Source organism: Rhizobium sp. RAF36 (assembly GCF_052114105.1).
In the GTDB taxonomy this organism is placed as follows: Bacteria; Pseudomonadota; Alphaproteobacteria; order Rhizobiales; family Rhizobiaceae; genus Rhizobium.
Map to the genome: position 1 here is coordinate 146,018 of NZ_JBFREC010000004.1, position 20,236 is coordinate 166,253.

Sequence of the window (20,236 nt, forward strand, 5' to 3'; positions counted from 1 at the left end):
TTTTTGTGCCGGTATGCGGTAGCAACGGCATTATTCCCCGGCCGCCGCCTGACGGCGAGAATGGACGTCGCGACAGCATGAAGGACAGGGACAACGCCGTTTTCAACACTATCCCGCAGACGCCGAATCTGCGCAGCGGGCTGGCTGACAGCCTGATCGCCCAGATCGAGTCCGGCGATCTGAAGCCCGGCCAGCGGCTGCCGACCGAGCAGGCGATCATGGAAGCGACAGGGGTCAGCCGCACGATCGTGCGTGAGGCGCTTGCGACGCTGCGTGCGAAAGGCTTGATTACGACCCGCCAGGGGCTCGGCGCCTTCGTCTCCAACGATCCGACGCCGCGTTCCTTTTCGATCATCCCCAATGATCTTGAATCGATCGACGAGGTGCTGCGGGTTCTCGAATTGCGCCTCGGCATCGAATACGAAGCCGCCGGTCTCGCGGCGCTCCGGCGTACGCCGGAGGATATCGTCCGCATGCAAGACCGGCTCGATGCGCTGGACCGGGCGATAGCCGAAGGCGGTTATGGCGCCGAGGAAGACTTTGCCTTCCATCGCTCGATCCTCGTCGCGACGCAGAATTCCTATTACGGACGGTTGTTCGACACATTCGGCAACGCGATGGTGCCGCGCCAGTGGGCGCGGCTCGACAAGATGACGGCGGCTGGACGCGAGCAGCATGCCGAGCGGATGCGCAAGGAGCACCATGCGATTTTCGCCGCGATCCGCGACGGCAACGAAGCGGCCGCCCGCAAGGCGCTGCGCAATCACCTGTCGAAGAGCACCGCGCGCTTCGAAGAGTTGCGCGACGCCAACCTTCATCGCTAGCCGCTCACGCCGCATATCGAGGCACGACATAAGGCCCCTCCGGGATGATGGCGACATCGGCGTCGCCGCTGGCGCTGATGCTGCGGGCGATGGCCGTCTGGATATCGTCGATCATGCCGACGCCCGTCAGGGTCCGGTCGTCGCCCGAAAGACCGGTCGTATAGAGCTCGACGCTGCCGAGCCGCATCGGCTTCAGCTGCATCTCCGTCTGCCACTCGTCGATTTCCGCCAGGCTTTTTGCCGTCAGCGTTGCCAGGAAGCGCTCCGGGCCGAGCTCGACCAGTCTTGCCTGCGCCTCGCGGAATTCCGGTGAACCGAAGCCTTCCGAACATTCCGACGCGATGATCAGCGTGCCGCCGGGCTTCAGGATATCGAGCGGCGTCACCATGCCCTTGATGGTCTGGTAGTAGGTCTTGTCGAGCGGATAGCCGGCCGAGGAGGTGATGACGGTGGAGAACTTCCGGTCGAGCGGGATCTGTGTCGCGCCGCTGACAAAATCTACCGCCGCCTGATGGCTGGCGATGATCTCGCCGAAGGTGACACAGACGAGATCGCGATCCTCATCGAGTACCGTGTTCAGCGCATAGACCTCACCGAGCATCCGGACGATTTCCAGCTGCTCTTCGTGCAGCGGATTGCCGATCAGATTGCATTGGACGGCCAGCGGGTCTTCCATGAAGCGTGCCGAGTGGAACGTCCGAATCGTCTCGTGATGGGCAACGCCCGGGGCAATGACCTTTCGCCCGCCAGACCAGCCGGCCATGAAATGCGGCTCGACAAGGCCGGTCGCGATCCTGAGATCGGCCTCGGCAAACAGCCGGTCGAGCTTGACCGGCGTGTTCCGCGTTTTGGTGAAGCCGAAATCGATATGGGCGTCCTCGTCTCTGGCATAGTGGTTTTCGACGCGGACATTTTCGAGCACCCAGGGATCGCCGACCAGTTCGGCCAGCTCGTCGCCGAGGTTCGGCCGGTGCAGGCCGGTGGCAACAAGCACCGAAATCTTCTCCTGCGGAATGCCCGCCGCAATCATCGTCTCGATCATCGGGCGCAGAAACAGCCGGTTCGGCACCGGCCGGGTGATGTCGCAGATCAGAATGCAGGCGCTTTGGCGGTTCCTTGCAAGGTCAGAAAGAGGTTCGGAGGCAACCGGATGGTGCAGTGCCTCGATCACCGCTGCCTTGCCATCGGCGAGTTTCGGCAGTTGCTGCTTGCGGATCACCGTGGGCCGGGCGCCCGGCGGAAGCGTAATGTCGAGATGGCCGCGGCCATAGGAGAGTGCGATCTTGTCCATCGTCACACCTGCTCCGCCACGCCGCCGAGATAGAGCTCGCGCATCAGCGACATGTCCTTGAGTTCTGCGATCGGCCCCGACGTCGCGATGCGGCCGTTCTGCATCAGATAACCGCGCGTGGCGACGGAGAGGGCCAGACCAGCATTCTGCTCGACCAGCAGAACGGAGGCGTTGAAGGTCTTGCCGATGCCGAGAATGATCGTCTGGATCTCCTTGACGAGCAGCGGGGAAAGCCCGAGCGACGGCTCGTCGAGCAGCAGCACGCGGGGTCTCGCCATCAGGCCGCGGGCGATCGCCAGCATCTGCTGCTGGCCGCCGCTCAGCGAGCCGCCTTTCTGCTGCCGCTTGGTCGCAAGGATCGGGAAGAAGCTCTCCATCGTCTTGACGTCGGCTTCGACAGCATCGGTATCACGCCGCGCATAGGCGCCAAGACGCAGGTTTTCCTCGACGGTCATATCGCCGAAGATCCGCCGTCCCTCCGGCACCAGAACGACGCCGCGCTTGGCCATGATATCCGGCGTACGGCCCGTCACGTTCTCGCCGGCGAAGCTGATGGTCCCCGCGCGCGGTTTGACGAGGCCGACGATGGTGCGCAGCAATGTCGACTTGCCGGCGCCGTTCGGGCCGAGAATGGTGATTACCTCGTTCTCGCCGAGCGTCACGGAGACATCGCGATTGACGACCGTTGCGCCATACCCTGTTGTCACATTGGAAACATCGAGCAGGTTCACAGCGCACCTCCGAGATAGACTTCGAGCACCTTCGGATTGGAAAGAACGTCCTGCGTCGGCCCGTCTGCGATCTTCGAGCCGAAATCGAGGACGACCAGCCGCTTGCAGAGCATCTGCATCAGCTTCATGTCATGATCGATGACGCAGACGCTGATGCCGTGGGCCGGGAACTGCTTGACCAGACCCACCAGCGTTGCGGTTTCCTTGTCGTTGAGGCCTGCCGCCGGTTCGTCGAGCAGGATCAGCGAGGGCCGCGTGGCGAGCGCCAGTGCGATGCCGAGAAGACGCAGATTGCCGAAGGGCAACACGCCGGCGCGCTCATTCGCGAGTGCAGTCAGTCCGACGAAATCGAGCAGGGCGGCGGGCGTCGTCCAGGGGTAGGCGCGGCTAGTGTTGCGTGCGTGCTCGCAGGCGATCTGGACGTTTTCCCAGACCCTGAGGCCCGGAAAGGCCATGGCCTGCTGGAAGGTGTAGCCGATACCGGCGCCCGACACTTCATGGGCGGCGAGACTGGTGATATCCCGTCCGCGCCAGCGGACATACCCCTCGGTCGGCCGGTAGACGCCGGTGATGACGTTGAAGAGCGTCGTCTTGCCGGAACCGTTCGGGCCGACGATGCCGAGGATCTCGCCCTCGTCGATCGACAGATCGACACCGGATAGTGCGGTGACGCCGCCGAACTGCTTCTTCAGTCCGCTGATCTCAAGAATGGCGCTCATCGGCCTGCCTCCGAAGCATGGGTGGCAGTTGCCGCCTGGCGCGACGCCTGCTTTTGCGCCGGGCCGCGAACGAGCCTGTTCCAGCCGTCGACGAGGCCGGCAATCAGGCCGTTCGGCAGCAGCAGGATGACGGCGATCAGACAGACGCCGTAGAGGATGCGGGATTCGACCGGATCGAGGTTCAGCACCTCAGGCAGGAAGGAGACGAGAATACCGCCGGCGATCGGGCCGAGCAGCAGGCGCGCGCCGCCGATCATCACCATCAGCGCCAGATAGATGCTCGGGAAGGAGGCGAACTGGCTGGGCGAAATGTGTCGAAGGAAATAGGCGAGCAGCACGCCGGAGACACCGGCAAAGACGCCGCTGACGATGAAGGCGCCGATCTTGTGGCGGCCGACATTGATGCCGAGCGATGCGGCCAGTTTCTCGTTTTCGCGGATGGCCCGCAGCGTCCGGCCATAGGGCGAGTTGATGATCCCCCAGCTGGCGACGGCACTGAGTGCCACGAAGGCCAGCACGACGAAGTAGTAGGGGACGAGATCATCGAGACGCATGCCGAAGAAGCTGACCGGCAATTGCAGGTCGAGCCCGGTCGCGGCACCGGTGAAATCCCCGCCATTGGTCAGAACGATGGTCAGCAGCTGACCGAAGGCGAAAGTCATGATGACGAAGTGGTGGCCGGAGACGCGCAGCGAGGGAACGCCGATGATGGCAGCGAAGGCGGCAGCGGCGATGCCGCCGAGCGGCAGAGCCACCCAGAAGCCGATGCCGGTATCACGGGCAAGCAGCGCCGCCGCATAGGCGCCGACGCCGACAAGGGCGGCATGGCCCATGGACAGGATACCGGTCTGGCCGAACAGCACGGAAAGGCCGTAGAGCGCGACGATGTTGATGCCGGCAGAGATCGCCAGCGACAGCATGCGGTTGCTGGCGCCGAGCGCCGGGACGAAGGCGAGGATCGCGAGCACGACGAGAGCCGGGATCAGTGAGCGGAGCGACGAAAGTGAGGTGTTCATAGCATGTGCCTTTCGCGCGTCAGGCCATTTTCGGTCCGCTCGTGCCGCCGAACAGGCCGTTCGGGCGGAAGAGCAGAACCAGGATCATCAGGGCGAAGGAATAGGCGTCGGTCCAGGCGGAGAAGCCGTAGCCGGCGCTGAAGCCTTCGACGATGCCGAGAATCAGGCCGGCAACGACAGCACCGGTCAGGTTTCCGAGGCCGCCGATCAGCGCCACGGCAAAACCCTTCATCACCATGGTGCCGCCGGTGAACGGCGTGATCGGGAAGAGGGCGATGAGCAACGCGCCGCCGAGACCGGCAAGGGCGCTGCCGAGCACGAAGACACCGGTGATGTAGCGGCGGACGGGGATGCCCATCAGTGCGGCCGTATCGCGGTCATCGACGGCGGCGCGAAGTGCGCGCCCGTAGCGGCTGCGGGTGACCATGGCGAAGGTCAGCGCAACGACCGCGATGGTGACCAGAATGACCATGACGCGAACCGAGGCGATGCGGACGCCGCCGATCTCCCAGATCCCGGTCAGCGGGCGCGGGATGCTCTTCTGGTTCGGATCGTAGAAGAAAATGACGATGTGCTGCAGCACGACGATCAGCCCGAGCGAGACGATGAAGCCATTGGTCGGTCGCGTCAGAGTGAAGCGGAACAGCCCGCGTTCAAGCACGAAGCCCATGACGCCGACGGCAAGGACGGCGAGCACGAGGGCGACGAAGAAGCCGAGGCCGGCCTGCACGGCAAGCCAGGTGACGATGCTGCCGACCATCAGGAATTCGCCATGCGCGAAGTTGATGATGCCGGTCAGGCCGAAGATCAAGGTGACCCCGACGGCGATCAGCGTGATGACGCTCGCGATCGACAGGCCGTTGAGGATTTGCTGAATGAGAATGTCCACAGCTCTGTTCCGCTGTTACGGGGACTACGCGTCAAGCGCGTCCGCTTTCAATGACGAAAGTCCCGCCGGCGCAGAGGCCGGCGGGAGGCGCATCGGCAGTTTATTCCGCGGGGGCTTCGGCGGGTGGCTGCTGCATCGCGCAGGAGATGTCGCCACCCGGTGCTGCGGCGCAGACCTCGGTTGCGTGCGTCACCTGATGGCTCTTGTTGAAGGAGAGATCGTCGGAAACCACGCCCTTGTGATGGAGCGATTCCAGGGCTGCGACGGTCTTGTCCGGATCGAGCGAACCGGCCTTTGTCCAGGCCTCGGCGAGCATGTGGACATAGTCATAGTAGAGCAGCGAGACCGAGGAGGTTACGCCCTTCGGCGCGCCGGCTGCGAAGTAGGCCTTGAAATAGGTCTTCGCATTGGCGTTCGAGGACTCACCCCAGCAGATCGGCACGCAGCTCATGGCCACCGGCACGTCGGCGGTCAGGCCCCGTTCCTTCCAGATGCCCGGGTCGACGCCGAACAGGAAGTAGCTGGGCGCAACACCGAGTTCGAGCGCCTGCGGCAGGGCCGTCAGCGTCGAGTCGCCGTTGTACCAGAAGTGCACGACGTCAGGGTTCAGGCTCTTGGCGCGCGTCAGGAACGGCGAGAAGTCAGTGGTGTCAGGTGGATAGGAGATGACTTCTGGGACTTCCTGCCCTTCGGCCTTCAGCGCCTTGACGTAATAGGAGGTCAGGAACTGGCCGGTAGCGTCGTTGCCGACGATGACGACGGATTTTTTCAGCGGGTGGCCGACGAGCGGGGTCAGCAGGCTGAGAACGCCGCGGGCCGTCGAGCCGGAGCGCTGGAATTCCTGCGGCTCGGACTGGAAGAGGTAATGGTCTTCGGCGCCGGGGGCGACGGACTGCGGGTTCAGGATCTTTGCCAGCGTGCTGTTGCCGGCAAACTGGATCACCTTGGCGGGCTGGGTGATCTTGGTCATCGCCAGGGTAAAGTCGTGGGTTTCCGAACCGAAGATCGCCGAAACCTTTTCATCGCGAACCAGTTCCTGGGTCGCGGCAATGGCGGTGGAGATGTCGGTGCGGTCGTCGCGCTTCACCATCTCGACCTTGTAGGTCTTGTCACCAACCTTGACGCCTCCCGCGTCGTTGATTTCCTTGACCGCTAAGCCAACGCCCGCCGGCAAGGTGTGACCGGCCGAGACGAAAGCGCCGGATTCTGCGGCCACAACACCGATCTTGATCGTGTCTTCCGCCGATGCCATTTGCAGTGACGCGCCGAGGCCCAGCGCTAGAGAAATGCCTCCCAAAACAAGTGATCGCACGGTCTCATCCTCCCGATGCAGATTTTGCGTACTTACCGGGTTGTCGTACAACCCTGTTTTCTGATAATTGGGTTGACGGAGAATGTCAAGCAAGTCTAACCAGACGGTACCGGCCCGCCGGTCACCGCAAATCAGGGAGTGAGAGATGCGAACGAAGGAGTTCGGCCGGACAGGCCGCAAGGTCAGCGAGATCGGATTTGGCGCCTGGGCGATTGGTGCCGCATGGGGAGAGGTCAACGATACGGAGGCGCTCGCCGCCCTGCACGCCGCCCTCGACACAGGGGTCACCTTCATCGACACCGCCGATGTCTATGGCGACGGCCATTCGGAGCGCCTGATCGCCAAGGTGATGAAGGAACGCGGCGGCGAACGCCCGTTCATCGCCACCAAGGCCGGACGCCGCCTGCCCGAACAGTCCGTCGAAGGCTATAGCGCTGAAAACCTGAATGGCTGGATCGATCGCAGCCTCAAGAACCTCGAGACCGATTGCCTCGATCTCGTCCAGCTGCATTGCCCGCCGACGGATCTCTACTATCACCCTGAAGTTTTCGGACGTCTGGACCGCTTGGTGGAGCAGGGCAAGATCCGCAATTACGGCGTCAGCGTCGAGCGCGTCGAGGAAGCGCTGAAGGCGATCGAATATTCCGGCGTCGTCAGCGTTCAGATCATTTTCAACGCCTTCCGCCAGCGCCCGATCGAGCATTTCTTCAAGCAGGCCGAAGAGAAGAAGGTGGCGATCATCGCCCGCGTGCCGCTGGCAAGCGGGCTGCTGTCGGGCAAGTTCAAGAAGGACACCAAGTTCGAGAGCAACGATCACCGGCTCTTCAACCGCAACGGCGAAGCCTTCGATGTCGGCGAGACCTTCTCCGGCGTACCCTATGAAGTCGGTCTCGAAGCCGTCGAGAAGGTCCGTCCGCTGGTCTCCGGCGATACGACCATGGCGAAATTCGCGCTCCGCTGGATCCTGATGTTCGACGCCGTCACGGTCGCCATTCCGGGCGCCCGCAATCCGGCGCAGGCGAGCTCCAATGCCGAGGCCGCCAGCTTGCCCGCGATTTCCGACAGCGCGATGCGGGAAATCAGGTCGATCTACGACACCTACATCAAGCAATATGTTCATCAGCGCTGGTAGGGAGCGTCAACCATGACAAGCCCGATCATCGATTCCCATCATCACTTCTGGGATCCAAAAAGCGGTGGCGATTATGGCTGGCTGAGCGGCCCCTTCGAGCCGATCAACCGCGTGTTCGAGCCGGACGATCTGCGCCCGGCTCTGCAGAAGAATGGCGTCAACGGAACCGTTCTGGTGCAGACCTGGAACGATCTCGGCGAGACCTGGGATTTCATCAGGACGGCGGAGGCGACGGATTTCGTCGCCGGTGTCGTCGGCTGGGTGGATCTGACCGATCCGAAACTCGGCCAGACGCTTGCCGAACTGCAGTCTTCGCCTCAGGGCAAGTGGCTGGTCGGCGTCCGGCACCTTATCCAGACGGAAAATGACCCGAACTGGCTGCTGCGCGATGACGTGAAGAAGGGCCTGGAAGCTGTCGAGGCTGCCGGGCTTGTCTATGACCTCGTGCCGAACCTGCCGCAACTGCCCTCCTGCATCGCGACAGTGGAAGCCTTCCCTGAAACGCGCTTCGTACTCGACCACATCTCTAAGCCGGAAATCCGCAATGGCGGTTTCGACGAATGGGCGGTGCTGATCCGCCAGTTCAAGGGAGAGCGTGACCACGTCTGGTGCAAGCTCTCCGGCATGGTGACGGAAGCCAACTGGCAGAGCTGGACGGCGGATGACCTGAGACCCTACGTCCATGAGGTACTCGATGTCTTCGGCACCGACCGCTGCATGTTCGGCACCGACTGGCCGGTCTGCCTGGTGGCGGCGAGCTACGACCGTGTCGTCGAGGCTCTGCAGGAATGCCTGAAGGATCTGCCGAGCGCCGAGCGCGAGCGGATCTTCGGCCTGAACGCGATCGAGGTCTACCGGCTTCCGGGCTTTGGGGAGGCCAGAGCATGACGGCGGTTACGACTTCGAGCAAGATCGGCTTTGTCTCTCGCCTCGGCTTCGGCGCAAGCGGCATCGGAACGCTCTACCGGGATGTGACGGAGGCGCAGGCGGCCGATGTTCTGGCTGCCGCCTATGACGGCGGAATGCGCTATTTCGACACCGCGCCGCTCTATGGCCATGGTCTCAGCGAGCTGCGCCTTGGCACCTTCCTGCGAACCATCGACCGCAAGACCGTCACCGTCTCGACCAAGGCCGGCCGCTATATGGCGCCGCCCTATGGCGAGAAGGTCGATTACGGTCTGTGGGCCTCGCCACTGCGGCTCAAGCCGGTCTTCGACTACAGCTATGCCGGAACGATGCGTTCGCTCGAGCAATCGGCAAACCGTCTCGGCATTGCCGATTTCGATCTGGTCTATATCCACGATGTCGACCGCTTCACCCACGGGGATGCCTACGAGCGGCGTTTCAACGAGGCCGTCGAGGGCTGCTACCGGGCGCTCGACGATCTCAGAAAGGCCGGTCATATCAAGGCGATCGGTGTCGGCGTCAACGAGAGCGATGTCGCAACGCGGTTCATCAAGGCCTGCGCGCTCGATGCCGTCATGATGGCCGGGCGCTATACCCTGCTCGACCGGGCGGCTGAAGCCGACCTGCTGCCGGAAGCGGCGCATCGGGGTGTCGAGATCGTCGTCGCCGGGGTGTTCAATTCGGGCATTCTCGCCACGGGTCCAGGCAATTCAGGCACGACCTTCGATTACGGCGCTCCGCCGGAAGAGGTGGTTGCCCGTGCCAAGCGGATCGAGGCGATCTGCGAGCGTCACGGCGTCCCCCTGCAGGCGGCGGCGATCCAGTTCGCCTTCCGCAATCCACAGGTCTCTGCCGCCGTTCTCGGCATGAGCCGGCCGGAGCGTATCGCGCAGAATCTCGACTGGGCGAAACTGCCGATCCCCGATGCCCTTTGGCAGGAAACCGACGCGCTGTTCGAGCGCGAACGCTAGGACAAAGCACCCGCGCGAACCGCGCGGGTGCCTTTCAGCGCCTTGTGGTGCCGACTCGCGAGAGCAGGATGACGGGCAGGAGGCTGACGAGGACGATTGCGAGAGCGGCGATCGAGGCCCCTCGTATGTTCCCCTTGCTGCCTCGCCATAGAGATGCGTGGCGAAAGTCTCGACATTCAGCGGGCGCAGCAGAAGCGTCGCCGGCAGTTCCTTGACACAATCGACGAAGACCAGCAGTGCAGCGGCGGCAACCGCGGTCTTCGACAGCGGCAGATGCACGAGGCGGAAGGTGCCTGACGGCGTCTGGCCAAGGGTGCGCGAGGCGTGGTCGAGCGTGACAGGAATGCGCGCCAATCCGGCGTCGATGCCGCCCGCCGAAATCGCCAGGAAGCGGACCGTCAGCGCATAGACGAGCGCCGCTCCCGATCCCATGAAGAACAATCCGGTGGCGACGCCCAACCATTGCGTACCGGCATGAAAGATCATCCTGTCCGCACCGCCGAGGACGATCAGCACGCCGATCGCCACCACCGTTCCCGGTGCGGCATAGCCGGTTGCTGCAAGCCGCAGCATCGAAGATGAGCCGTTGCCGGGCCGCAGGCGGGCGGCATAGGCGAGCATCAGGCCGAGAAGGATGACCGCGGCGGTGGCGACCGAGGCGAAGAGCACGGTATATCCGGCTTCACTGAGGAAATTGGCGGAAACCCCGGCGAAGCGGAAGCGCTTCCAGGCCTCCGAGGCCAGATAGACAGCCGGCGCCGCGAAGCCGAGGATAACAGGCAGGAAGCCGAGAGCAGAGAGAAGGAGACCCTTGGACGGAGAGACCTTTTGCGGCTGCAGGCCGCGGCTGCGGCGGCTGTCGGTAGCGTAGCGCTGATTGCGCCGGGCCCAGCGCTCGATGGCAATCAGGGCAACGACGATGAAAAGCAGTGCCAGCGCGATCTGCGATGCGCCGGGCAGGTCGGTGCGGGTGATCCAGGTCGTGTAGATCGAGACCGTCAGGGTTCGCACGCCCAGAAATTCGGCGGCGCCGACGTCGTTCAGCGTTTCCATCAATGCCAGGCTGACGCCGACGGCAACGGCTGGGCGGGCAAGCGGCAGGGCGATATGCCAGAAGACGCCGCGCTTGCTAATGGCAAGCATCCGTCCCGCTTCGATGAGATTGGCCGATTGCGTCAGGAACATCGCCCTGACGGGAATATAGACATAGGGATAAAGCACCATGCCGAGCAGCAGGATGCAGCCCATCATCGAGCGGATATCGGGCAGGCGGAACTGCCGTGGGCTCTCATAGCCGAGCAGCCAGCGGATCGCGCCCTGAACGGAGCCAATCGGGTGCAGGATATCGAGATAGGCGTAGGCGATGATATAGGTCGGCACCGCCAGCGGCAGCAGCAGCGCCCATTCCAGAATACGGCGGCCGGGAAAATCATAGGCGGTCACCAGCCAGGCCGTCAGCGTGCCAATTGCCGCCGTCAGCAGCCCGACACCGGCCAGCAGGATGACTGTATCGGCAAGGGCCACCGGCAGGATCGTCGAAAACAGATGGCTCCAGAGCGACGGCGAGCCTTTGAAGGCTTCGAAGGCGAGGCCGCCGAAGGGCAGGATGACGAGAAACGCAACAAGCCCGGCTCCGGAAAGCCAGGCGCTGACCGGCCGCCTTGCGGGGCGATCTGCCACTGATGTCAGGGACATGCGATCATCCGAACGGAAAGGGGCGCCCGCATAGCATGCGCCCCGATCGCCTTAGTTGTCGAAACCGACCTTGTCGACGAGCGCGCTCGCCTCCTTGCGGTAGCCGACGATCTCGGCCAGCGGCTTGCTGTCGATCTTCAATTCGCCGAAGGAGGCGATGATCGGATCGACAGAGGCGCCGGCCTTGACCGGATACTCGTAATTGGCTTCGGCATAGATCTTCTGGGCCTCGTCGGAGACGAGATATTCCAGAAGCTTCACGGCTTCTTCCTTGTTTGGCGCATGCTTGGCAACGGCCGCACCGGAGATGTTGACCTGTGTGCCGCCGTTCTTGAAGGTCGGCAAGACCACCTTGATCGCGTCGCCCCACTTGACCTGGTCTTCGCCGCCCTTTCCGGAGCGCATCAGACCGACATAGTAGGAATTGGCAATTGCGATGTCGCAGACGCCGCCGAGGATGTCCTTTGCGCCGTCGCGGTCACCACCGGCCGCCTTGCGGGCGAGGTTGTCCTTGACGCCGGAAAGCCACTTTTCGGTTTCGGCTTCGCCGTAATGGGCGATGTAATCCGCAAACAGCGCCGTGTTGTACGGATGCTGGCCAGAGCGGATGCAGATCTTGCCCTTCCACTTGGGATCGGCGAGGTCTTCGTAGTTGAAGGCCGTCAGATCGACATCCTTGGCGGCATAGAGCACGCGGGCGCGCATCGACAGGCCGAACCAGTAGCCCTTCGCATCGCGAAGCTGTTCTGGAACGGCGGCGTTGAGCGTTGCGGACTCGATCGGCTGGGTGACGCCCTTTTCGGCGAGATCCACCAGGTTGCCGGCATCGACGGCCATCAGGATATCTGCCGGAGAGGCAGCACCTTCGCTTGCCACACGTTCGGCAAGACCGTCCTTGAGAAACACGGTGTTGACCTTGGTACCGGTCTTCGCCGTGTAGGCTTCCAGAAGCGGCGCGATCAGCGCCGGCTCACGTGTCGTGTAGAGATTGAGCTCGGCGGCCGAAACGGTGACCGGAAGAGCGCACAGAGAAAAAGCGGCGAATGCCGCGGACATTTTGGTTTGCATCATACTACCCCCGTAAATGACTGCGCTCCGTAGCTGCAGTTCTTGAGGGGATAGTCAAGTTTAAGTCGCCGCCATCACGGCTTCGTGATGGCGTTCTCACCCGTTCAGGCGAAGGCGAGCACCCGTTCGGGAGCGATCGAGATTCGCACGCTCTGCGCATCGTCCGGCAGGCGCCGCATGGTGCGGGTCCGGATCGGAGCCTGGAGACCCTCGACATCGAGCGTCAGTTCCTCGATTTCCCCCTGGAAGGAGCGCCTGATGATGCGGGCCGGCAGGTCACCTTCATCGACCGAGACCGTGATATCCTGGAAGCGCACATAGATGGTGCCGCTTTCCTCGTCGCGCAGGTCGAGCCCATGCGCGAAGCTGCCGATTGCCGTTTCCATGCGGCCGTTCCTGCTGATGCCGGGGATCTTGTTTGCCGGCGAAAAGAACTCGGCGGCGTAGGCGCAGTTCGGGCGGTCGTGGAGGTCGTAGCCGGTTCCCACTTGGACGATCTCGCCCGCCCGCATCAGCACCACCCGGTCGCCCGCCGACAGCGCTTCCTGCGGGTCGTGGGTGACGATGATGGCGGTGGTGCCGAGTGTTCTCAGAAGTGCGATCGTCTCGGTGCGGACCTGTTCGCGCAGCCCCTGGTCGAGGTTGGAGAATGGCTCGTCCATCAGCAGGATGCGCGGCCGCGGTGCCAGCGCGCGGGCAAGCGCCACGCGCTGCTGCTCGCCACCGGACAGCATATGCGGGTAGCGGTCCGTCAGATGACCGATGCCGGCAATGCGCACCACCTCTTCCGCCATCGCTGCCGCTTCGGCTTTTGGCCGCCTGCGCAGACCGAAGAGAATGTTCTGCATCGCCGTCAGATGCGGGAAGAGGGCATAGTCCTGGAAGACGAAACCGATCTTGCGCTCTTCCGGCTCGACGAACCGATCCGGCCCCGACACCGTCTCTCCTTCCAGCACCACCGCACCGCCATCCGGCCGCTCGATGCCTGCGATCACCCTGAGAAGCGTGGACTTGCCGCAGCCGGAATGCCCGACCAGGGTGACGATCTCGCCACGGGCGACGGTCAGCGACAGGCCGGCAAGTGCTGCCTGGGCGCCGAAGCTGCGGCGGATCGCTGATATCTCGAGCGCGGGTGAAGAGGCCTTGTCCTGCATGCGGGTCCTTGGAAGCTCGGTTCGAACCGCCTTACTTTAGGGAGCCCAAGGCCCGCGTACAACCACCGCCCGAAATCGCGCCTTCAACGCCAGTCTTCGGAAACGCAGCAAAAATGGCGCCGGCGCGCAAATTTTAGGCATTGGCGTACCGCTCTTGGCCAAAGCGGGCTGTGCCGGACGCAGAAGTTGCGATAGATGCTGTGCTAGCGAACGCCACCGGGCCGATTTCACCTGGTCCCGAACGCTTCCAATTCTTCATCACATGACCGCAGCAGGCAAGGAATCCTGTTGCAGGAGGATATATTCATGGCCGTAGTGAGCGAAACCGCGCCTCGTTTCCAGAAGACGACAATGTCGATCCTGATGGCAGTCAGCTTCTGCCACATGCTGAACGATATCATGCAGTCGCTTCTTGCGTCGCTATATCCGCTCTTCAAGGCCAATTATAATCTCGACTTCGTGCAGATCGGCCTGCTGACGATGACCTTCCAGGTCACCGCATCGCTGCTGCAGCCCTTCGTCGGCATCTTCACCGATCGCTGGCCGATGCCCTATTCGCTGCCGGTCGGCATGGCCAGCACCTTTTGTGGCCTGATCCTGCTCGGCAACGCCGGCAGCTTCGAGCTGCTGCTCGTTGCGGCAAGCCTCATCGGCTTCGGCTCGGCCGTCTTCCATCCGGAGTCCTCACGCGTCGCGCGGCTAGCCTCCGGCGGGCGTCACGGCTTTGCACAGTCCTTCTTCCAGGTGGGCGGCAATGCCGGCCAGGCAATTGGCCCGCTGATCGCCGCCTTCATCGTCTTCCCGCTCGGCCAGCATAGCGTTTCCTGGCTCTCCGGCATCGCGCTGATCGGCATGATCGTGCTCGGCTGGGTCGGCAACTGGTACATGAGCCATCGCCGCCAGAACGCCGGCAAGCCGGCTGTCAGCCGCACCTTGCCGCTGCCGCAGAACAAGGTGGTGATCGCACTGCTGATCCTCGTGCTTTTGACCGCGACGAAGAACGTCTACATGGCCAGCATCTCGAGCTACTTCACCTTCTATGTCATCGATCGCTTCCAGCTCGGCGTGCAGCAGGCGCAGCTGATGCTCTTCCTGTTCTTGGGCTCGGTTGCCGTTGGCACCTTCCTCGGCGGCCCGATCGGCGACCGTCTCGGCGCCCGCTTCGTCATCTGGTTCTCGATCCTCGGCGTCATTCCCTTCGCGCTGCTGCTGCCCTATGCCAACCTCTTCTGGACATGCGTCCTCAGCGTCGTCATCGGCCTGATCTTCGCTTCGGCCTTCTCGGCAATCGTCGTCTTCGCGCAGGAGCTGGTGCCGGGCCGCGTCGGCCTGATCGCCGGGGTGTTCTTCGGCTTCGCCTTCGGCGCCGGTGGTCTCGGAGCCGCATTCCTCGGCGACTTCGCCGATACCCACGGCATCGAGTTCATCTACAAGATCTGCTCCTATCTGCCGCTGCTTGGCCTACTGACCGTCTTCCTGCCGAAGATCCCCCGGCACGCACACGGGTGACCCCGCAGGTGACGCAGACCCTCGCGTAAATTATCCTAAGGCCCTATCGCGCCGCATGCATTCCTGGTGATAGCGTGCGGCGCAATGACATGCCGGAGGATGACATGACGAAGAAGACCGTGGCCGATTGGCAGGCGCTTGCCGAGAAGGAGCTGAAGGCTTCTCCGGATACGCTGACCTGGCACACGCCCGAAGGCATCGACGTCAAGCCGCTCTATACGGCCGATGATCTCTCGGGCGCCGTTCATCTGGACAGCATTCCGGGCTTTGCGCCCTTTACCCGCGGACCGCGGGCAACGATGTATACAGGACGCCCCTGGACGATCCGCCAATATGCCGGCTTCTCGACCGCCGAGGCCTCCAATGCCTTCTACCGCAAGGCACTTGCCGCCGGTCAGCAGGGCGTCTCCGTCGCCTTCGATCTGGCAACCCATCGCGGCTATGACAGCGACCATCCGCGCGTCGAAGGCGATGTCGGCAAGGCCGGCGTGGCGATCGACAGCGTCGAGGACATGAAGATCCTGTTCGACGGCATTCCGCTCGAGAAGATCTCGGTGTCGATGACGATGAACGGCGCGGTCATCCCGATCCTCGCCTCCTTCATCGTCGCCGGTGAAGAGCAGGGCGTTTCGCGCGCGGCTCTGTCCGGCACCATCCAGAACGACATCCTCAAGGAGTTCATGGTCCGCAACACCTATATCTATCCGCCCGAGCCCTCGATGCGGATCGTTGCCGACATCATCGAATATACGGCGCGGGAGATGCCGAAGTTCAATTCGATCTCGATCTCCGGCTATCACATGCAGGAGGCCGGCGCGACGCTGGTGCAGGAGCTCGCCTTCACGCTGGCCGATGGCCGCGAATATGTGCGGGCGGCCATCGCCAAGGGTCTCGATGTCGACGAATTCGCCGGGCGTCTCTCCTTCTTCTTCGCCATCGGCATGAACTTCTTCATGGAGGCGGCAAAGCTGCGCGCCGCCCGCATGCTGTGGACGAAGATCATGGAGGAGTTCCAGCCGAAGAAGGCCTCGTCGCTGATGCTGCGCACCCATTGCCAGACGTCAGGTGTCTCGCTGCAGGAGCAGGATCCCTATAACAACATCATCCGCACTGCCTTCGAGGCGATGTCGGCCGTGCTCGGCGGCACGCAGTCGCTGCACACCAATTCCTTCGACGAGGCGATCGCCCTGCCGACGGAATTCTCCGCCCGCATCGCCCGCAACACCCAACTGATCCTGCAGCACGAGACGGGGGTGACCAAGGTCGTCGATCCCCTGGCGGGTTCCTATTATGTCGAGAGCCTGACCAAGGAACTCGCCGACAAGGCCTGGGCATTGATCGAGGAGGTCGAGGCGCTGGGCGGCATGACCAAGGCCGTCAATGAAGGCCTGCCGAAGCGGTTGATCGAAGAAGCCGCGACGCGCCGGCAGGCAGCCGTCGACAAGGGCGACGAGGTGATCGTCGGCGTCAACAAGTACCGGCTGGAGACCGAGGAAGAGCTCGACATCCTGGCGATCGACAATGCGGCTGTGCGCACCGCGCAGGTGAAGCGCATCGAGGATACCCGCCGCCGCCGCGATGGCGTCAAGATTGCCGAAACGCTGGAGCAGCTCGCGGATATCGCCCGCACCGGAGAAGGAAACCTGCTTGCCGCCGCAGTCGAGGCCGCGCGGGCACGCGCCACCGTCGGCGAAATCTCCGATGCGATGCGCACGTCCTTCGGCGATCATGCGGCGGTACCCGAAGTCATCAAAGACGTCTATGGCGAGGCCTATCGCGATCAGCCGGAGCTTGCCGTGCTGAAGGGCCGCATGGCGGATGTGGCGCAGAGCCTCGGGCGCAAGCCGAAAATCATGGTCGCCAAGCTCGGCCAGGACGGCCATGACCGTGGTGCGAAAGTCATCTCTTCGGCCTTCGGCGATGTCGGCTTCGACGTGCTGGCCGGGCCGCTGTTCCAGACGCCCGACGAGGCGGCCGGGATGGCGATCGGCGAGAAGGTCAACGTCATCGGCGTCTCGTCGCTGGCGGCCGGTCACAAGACGCTGCTGCCGCAGCTGGTGGAAGCGCTGAAGGCCAGGGGCGGCGGCGATGTCATCGTTGTCTGCGGCGGCGTCATTCCACGCCAGGACTATCGGTTCCTCACCGACCACGGTGTCGCAGCCGTATTCGGACCCGGCACGAATGTGCTCGATGCCGCCAACTCCGTGCTCGATTTGCTGCAGGGCATCAGGCGCAATACCTGACGCTACCGGCCGAGGCCGTTACCGCCCCGGAATTGCCACCCGCATCTCGATGAAGCGGAAGATCCGGCCGAAGACCGCACCCATCAACAGATAGAGCGTACCGGCGATCAGGAAGGTTTCGAAGGGCGCGTAGGTGCGCGCGACGAAGACGCGGGCGGCGCCTGTCATTTCCATCACGGTCACGGCGCTGGCGAGCGTCGAGCCCTTCATGACCAGCACCAGTTCGTTGGCGATCGCCGGAAGGATGGCGCGGTAGGCCTGCGGCAGGATGATCTTCAGCAATAGCACCACGCGATGCAGCCCGAGCGCCTGTCCTGCCTCCCACTGACCTGCCGGGAGTTGGCGGATCGCACCGGCCAGCAGCTCGGCGGAATAGGCGGCCGAATTCAGGCCGATTGCGAAGATGGCGCAATAGATGGGGCTGCGCAGCACCGGCCACAGGAAGCTGTGGCGGATCAGATCGATCTGGCCGAGGCCGTAATAGACGATGAACAGCTGGACCAGCAGCGGGCTGCCGCGGATCAGGAACGTATAGGTCGAGACCGGCACGCGCAGAGAACGGCGCGAGGAGGTCAGCGCCAAAGCCAGCGGCAGGGCCAGAACCTGGCCGAGCGCGAAGCTCGCCACTGTGATCAGGACGGTGAGGATGAAGCCGTCCTTGACGGTCAGAAACGCCGGAAGAAACAGATCGAAGGAGAGCATGGTCACCTCATATGCGGCGTGAGGCGCAGCTCATACGCCTTCAGGAGAAGGGACGAGATGCCGGTGATGGCAACATAGAGGCCGGCAGCGGCCAGATAGAAGGCGAGTGGTTGATGCGTCGCGCCGGCGGCGACCACCGATTTGCGCATCAGCTCCTCAAGGCCGACGACCGAGACGAGGGCACTTTCCTTGAGGATGACCAGCCACTGGTTTCCAAGGCCGGGAAGGGCGCGCACCATCATCTGCGGCAGGATGACGAGAAGAAAGGCGCGGGGTTTGCGCAGCCCGAGCGACAGCGCCGCCTCCCACTGTCCCTGCGAGACGCTGAGCAGAGCGCCGCGAAGGATTTCGGTCAGGTATGCTGCAGCAACGACCGACAGCGACACGACACCCGCCGTCAACGCATCGACTTCGACATAGCGGCCGATCATCTTGGTCAGCAGCACCGTGCCGCCATAGAAGACCAGGAAGATGACGAGCAGTTCGGGCAGGCCGCGGATCAGCCCGACATAGCCCATGATGATCTTGCGCGTCAGCGGGCTGCCATAGACGGCGAGCGGAGCAAGGGCGGCGGCGATGACGAAGCCCGCGACGAAGCTGGCGACGCCAACGATCAGGGTGGTCAACAGCCCCTGCAGAAGCTGTCCGTGATATTGGACGAGGGCATCAAGCATCTGCGGCAGCCTCCCGGGTCACTGCGCTCTCGCAAAGGGCCGCGAAAAACTCGGCGGAAAAGCCGATCATGTTCTCGAAATGCGAGATCAGGATATTCTCGTCCGGAGAGTGCAGCATCGCGCCGTGATGCGTCAGCCCGGCGCCGAACAGGGTGGCGCCGAATTTATGGACGAAAGGATGCGCAAGCCCCGAGGCGGCCGAACTCGGCTGGATCACCGCTGGCCGCCCGAACCATTTTTCCAGCAGCGCCGCCCCGAGATCGACGGCGGGATGCGACGGGTCGCTTCTGACGCCGAGAACCTCGGCATCGAGGATTTTCATCTCGACGTCGTCAAATCCCTTCGCGTCGAGGTGACGGCGCAGCAATGCGGCGATGTGTACCGGGTGCTGGCCCGGTGCCAGCCGGAAGTCGAGCTTGGCCATTCCGGTGCAGGGCAGAACGGTCTTTGCCCCTTCGCCGTCATAGCCGCCATGGAAGCCGTTGACGTTCAGGCAGGGTTCGAAATTCAGGTGCTCATAGAAAGTCTCAGCATCGACGCCGTCGAGCAGGCGCTGTCCGCCGGTTTCGGCCTGCAGGCTTTCGAGCGGGAAGGGCGGGGTCGCGGCAAGCGCGCGGCTGCGGGCATCCGGCGCGACGACGCCGTCATAAAAGCCGTCGATCAGGATGCGGCCTGAAGCGTCCCGCAGCGAGGCAATGGCAGCCGCAAGGCGCCAGAGCGGATTGTCGAAGATAGCGCCAAGGCTCGAATGCAGGTCGGCCCGCGCCGTGCGGCATTCGAGCTCGACCGCGAGGATGCCCTTGAAGCCCATGAGAATGATCGGGCGGCCTGATTTGTCGACCTCGCCGAATTCCCACCAGCAGAGGTCGGCCTTGGTGTCCGGGAAGCGGCTGTCGAGGAAGCGGGTCAGCGACGGGCTGCCGATCTCCTCTTCACCTTCGACGATCCAGATGAGCTTGAACGGCAGGGGGCCGGGATGGGCTTGGCGGAAAAGATTCCAGCCGGCGATGCGGCTGATGAATTCGCCCTTGTCGTCGGCCGATCCCCGGCCGTAGAGGCGGCCGCTGCGCTCGGTGAGCACGAAGGGCGGATCAGTCCAGAGGGCGATTGGGTCTTCCGGCTGCACGTCGTAGTGATTGTAGATGACAAGCGTGAATGGTCCATCGCCGGTCTCGCCGACGACGAACGGGCCGACATCGCCCTTGTGCTGCCCTGTGCTGAAACCGGTTTCGGCAAGAAGGCGCTCGACCTCGTCCGCGCAGGCCTCCATGCCTTCGTCACGGGCGCTGACGGATGGAATGGCCACCAAGGCGGACAGATCGTTCCTGGCTGCCGCCAGGATGTCGGGTGAAATGCGCATGGTCTCTCCTGGAAGGGGAGGCGGGCATGCCGCCTCCCGC

The 20,236-nt window shown here is 63.4% G+C and carries 17 protein-coding genes and 1 pseudogene; 6 read left to right on the forward strand and 12 right to left on the reverse strand.

All coding sequences use genetic code 11. The features are described 5' to 3' along the window. Positions 1–77: 77 nt before the first annotated feature. Positions 78–824, forward strand: coding sequence for a FadR/GntR family transcriptional regulator (locus AB4Z25_RS16015; protein ID WP_112388735.1), 747 nt, complete (start codon positions 78–80; stop codon positions 822–824). Between the two features lie 4 nt (positions 825–828). Here AB4Z25_RS16015 and larA read toward each other — a convergent pair whose 3' ends face one another. The 6 genes from larA to AB4Z25_RS16045 form a co-directional block, all read right to left on the reverse strand. Then, positions 829–2,115 (reverse strand): nickel-dependent lactate racemase, encoded by a 1,287-nt coding sequence (gene larA / locus AB4Z25_RS16020; protein ID WP_442208475.1) that lies wholly within the window; start codon positions 2,113–2,115, stop codon positions 829–831. Positions 2,116–2,117: 2 nt separating this feature from the next. Next, positions 2,118–2,846 carry an ABC transporter ATP-binding protein gene (locus AB4Z25_RS16025; protein WP_442208476.1) on the reverse strand — a complete coding sequence of 243 codons (729 nt, stop codon included), beginning with the start codon at positions 2,844–2,846 and terminating at the stop codon, positions 2,118–2,120. Next, entirely contained in the window at positions 2,843–3,565 is a 723-nt protein-coding gene (locus AB4Z25_RS16030; protein WP_442208477.1) for an ABC transporter ATP-binding protein, read from the reverse strand. Before AB4Z25_RS16030 ends, AB4Z25_RS16025 begins: the two co-directional genes overlap by 4 nt. After that, complete coding sequence (locus AB4Z25_RS16035) at positions 3,562–4,581, reverse strand: branched-chain amino acid ABC transporter permease (protein WP_442208478.1); 1,020 nt, start codon at positions 4,579–4,581, stop codon at positions 3,562–3,564. The genes AB4Z25_RS16030 and AB4Z25_RS16035 overlap by 4 nt, the downstream gene beginning before the upstream one ends. 19 nt (positions 4,582–4,600) lie before the next feature. Further along, entirely contained in the window at positions 4,601–5,470 is an 870-nt protein-coding gene (locus tag AB4Z25_RS16040; RefSeq protein ID WP_222004961.1) for a branched-chain amino acid ABC transporter permease, read from the reverse strand. Between the two features lie 100 nt (positions 5,471–5,570). After that, entirely contained in the window at positions 5,571–6,782 is a 1,212-nt protein-coding gene (locus AB4Z25_RS16045; RefSeq protein ID WP_442208479.1) for an ABC transporter substrate-binding protein, read from the reverse strand. Between the two features lie 145 nt (positions 6,783–6,927). Between AB4Z25_RS16045 and AB4Z25_RS16050 the strand changes: the two genes are divergently transcribed. Genes AB4Z25_RS16050 through AB4Z25_RS16060 form a run of 3 tightly spaced genes read left to right on the forward strand, consistent with a single transcriptional unit; the run spans position 6,928 to position 9,791 of the window. After that, positions 6,928–7,914, forward strand: coding sequence for an aldo/keto reductase (locus AB4Z25_RS16050; protein ID WP_442208480.1), 987 nt, complete (start codon positions 6,928–6,930; stop codon positions 7,912–7,914). 12 nt (positions 7,915–7,926) lie between these two features. Next, positions 7,927–8,802: an amidohydrolase family protein gene (locus AB4Z25_RS16055; RefSeq protein ID WP_442208481.1), complete on the forward strand. Its 876-nt coding sequence runs from the start codon at positions 7,927–7,929 to the stop codon at positions 8,800–8,802. After that, positions 8,799–9,791, forward strand: a complete 993-nt coding sequence (locus AB4Z25_RS16060) for an aldo/keto reductase (RefSeq protein ID WP_442208482.1) — start codon at positions 8,799–8,801, stop codon at positions 9,789–9,791. Before AB4Z25_RS16055 ends, AB4Z25_RS16060 begins: the two co-directional genes overlap by 4 nt. A 34-nt stretch (positions 9,792–9,825) precedes the next feature. Here AB4Z25_RS16060 and AB4Z25_RS16065 read toward each other — a convergent pair. The 3 genes and pseudogenes from AB4Z25_RS16065 to AB4Z25_RS16075 form a co-directional block, all read right to left on the reverse strand. Continuing rightward, positions 9,826–11,486, reverse strand: a pseudogene (locus AB4Z25_RS16065) (ABC transporter permease). A 51-nt stretch (positions 11,487–11,537) separates the two neighbouring features. After that, positions 11,538–12,542 (reverse strand): extracellular solute-binding protein, encoded by a 1,005-nt coding sequence (locus AB4Z25_RS16070; RefSeq protein ID WP_162708455.1) that lies wholly within the window; start codon positions 12,540–12,542, stop codon positions 11,538–11,540. Positions 12,543–12,658: 116 nt separating this feature from the next. Further along, a complete protein-coding gene (locus tag AB4Z25_RS16075; RefSeq protein WP_442208483.1) occupies positions 12,659–13,708 on the reverse strand; it encodes an ABC transporter ATP-binding protein in 1,050 nt (349 codons plus the stop codon). 306 nt (positions 13,709–14,014) lie between these two features. Here AB4Z25_RS16075 and AB4Z25_RS16080 point away from each other — a divergent pair, with 306 nt between their 5' ends. After that, positions 14,015–15,217, forward strand: a complete 1,203-nt coding sequence (locus tag AB4Z25_RS16080; protein WP_442208484.1) for an MFS transporter — start codon at positions 14,015–14,017, stop codon at positions 15,215–15,217. A gap of 104 nt (positions 15,218–15,321) precedes the next feature. After that, complete coding sequence (gene scpA, locus AB4Z25_RS16085; RefSeq protein WP_442208485.1) at positions 15,322–17,460, forward strand: methylmalonyl-CoA mutase; 2,139 nt, start codon at positions 15,322–15,324, stop codon at positions 17,458–17,460. 18 nt (positions 17,461–17,478) lie between these two features. Here the strand turns inward: scpA and AB4Z25_RS16090 are convergent, their stop codons facing one another. From AB4Z25_RS16090 to AB4Z25_RS16100, 3 genes are read right to left on the reverse strand one after another with little or no spacing between them, the layout of a single operon-like run. Beyond that, on the reverse strand, positions 17,479–18,162 hold the full coding sequence (locus AB4Z25_RS16090) for an ABC transporter permease (protein WP_442208486.1): 684 nt from the start codon (positions 18,160–18,162) through the stop codon (positions 17,479–17,481). A 2-nt stretch (positions 18,163–18,164) separates the two neighbouring features. Beyond that, entirely contained in the window at positions 18,165–18,836 is a 672-nt protein-coding gene (locus tag AB4Z25_RS16095) for an ABC transporter permease subunit (RefSeq protein WP_112388720.1), read from the reverse strand. Beyond that, positions 18,829–20,196: a M20/M25/M40 family metallo-hydrolase gene (locus AB4Z25_RS16100; RefSeq protein WP_442208487.1), complete on the reverse strand. Its 1,368-nt coding sequence runs from the start codon at positions 20,194–20,196 to the stop codon at positions 18,829–18,831. Before AB4Z25_RS16100 ends, AB4Z25_RS16095 begins: the two co-directional genes overlap by 8 nt. Positions 20,197–20,236: the final 40 nt, after the last annotated feature.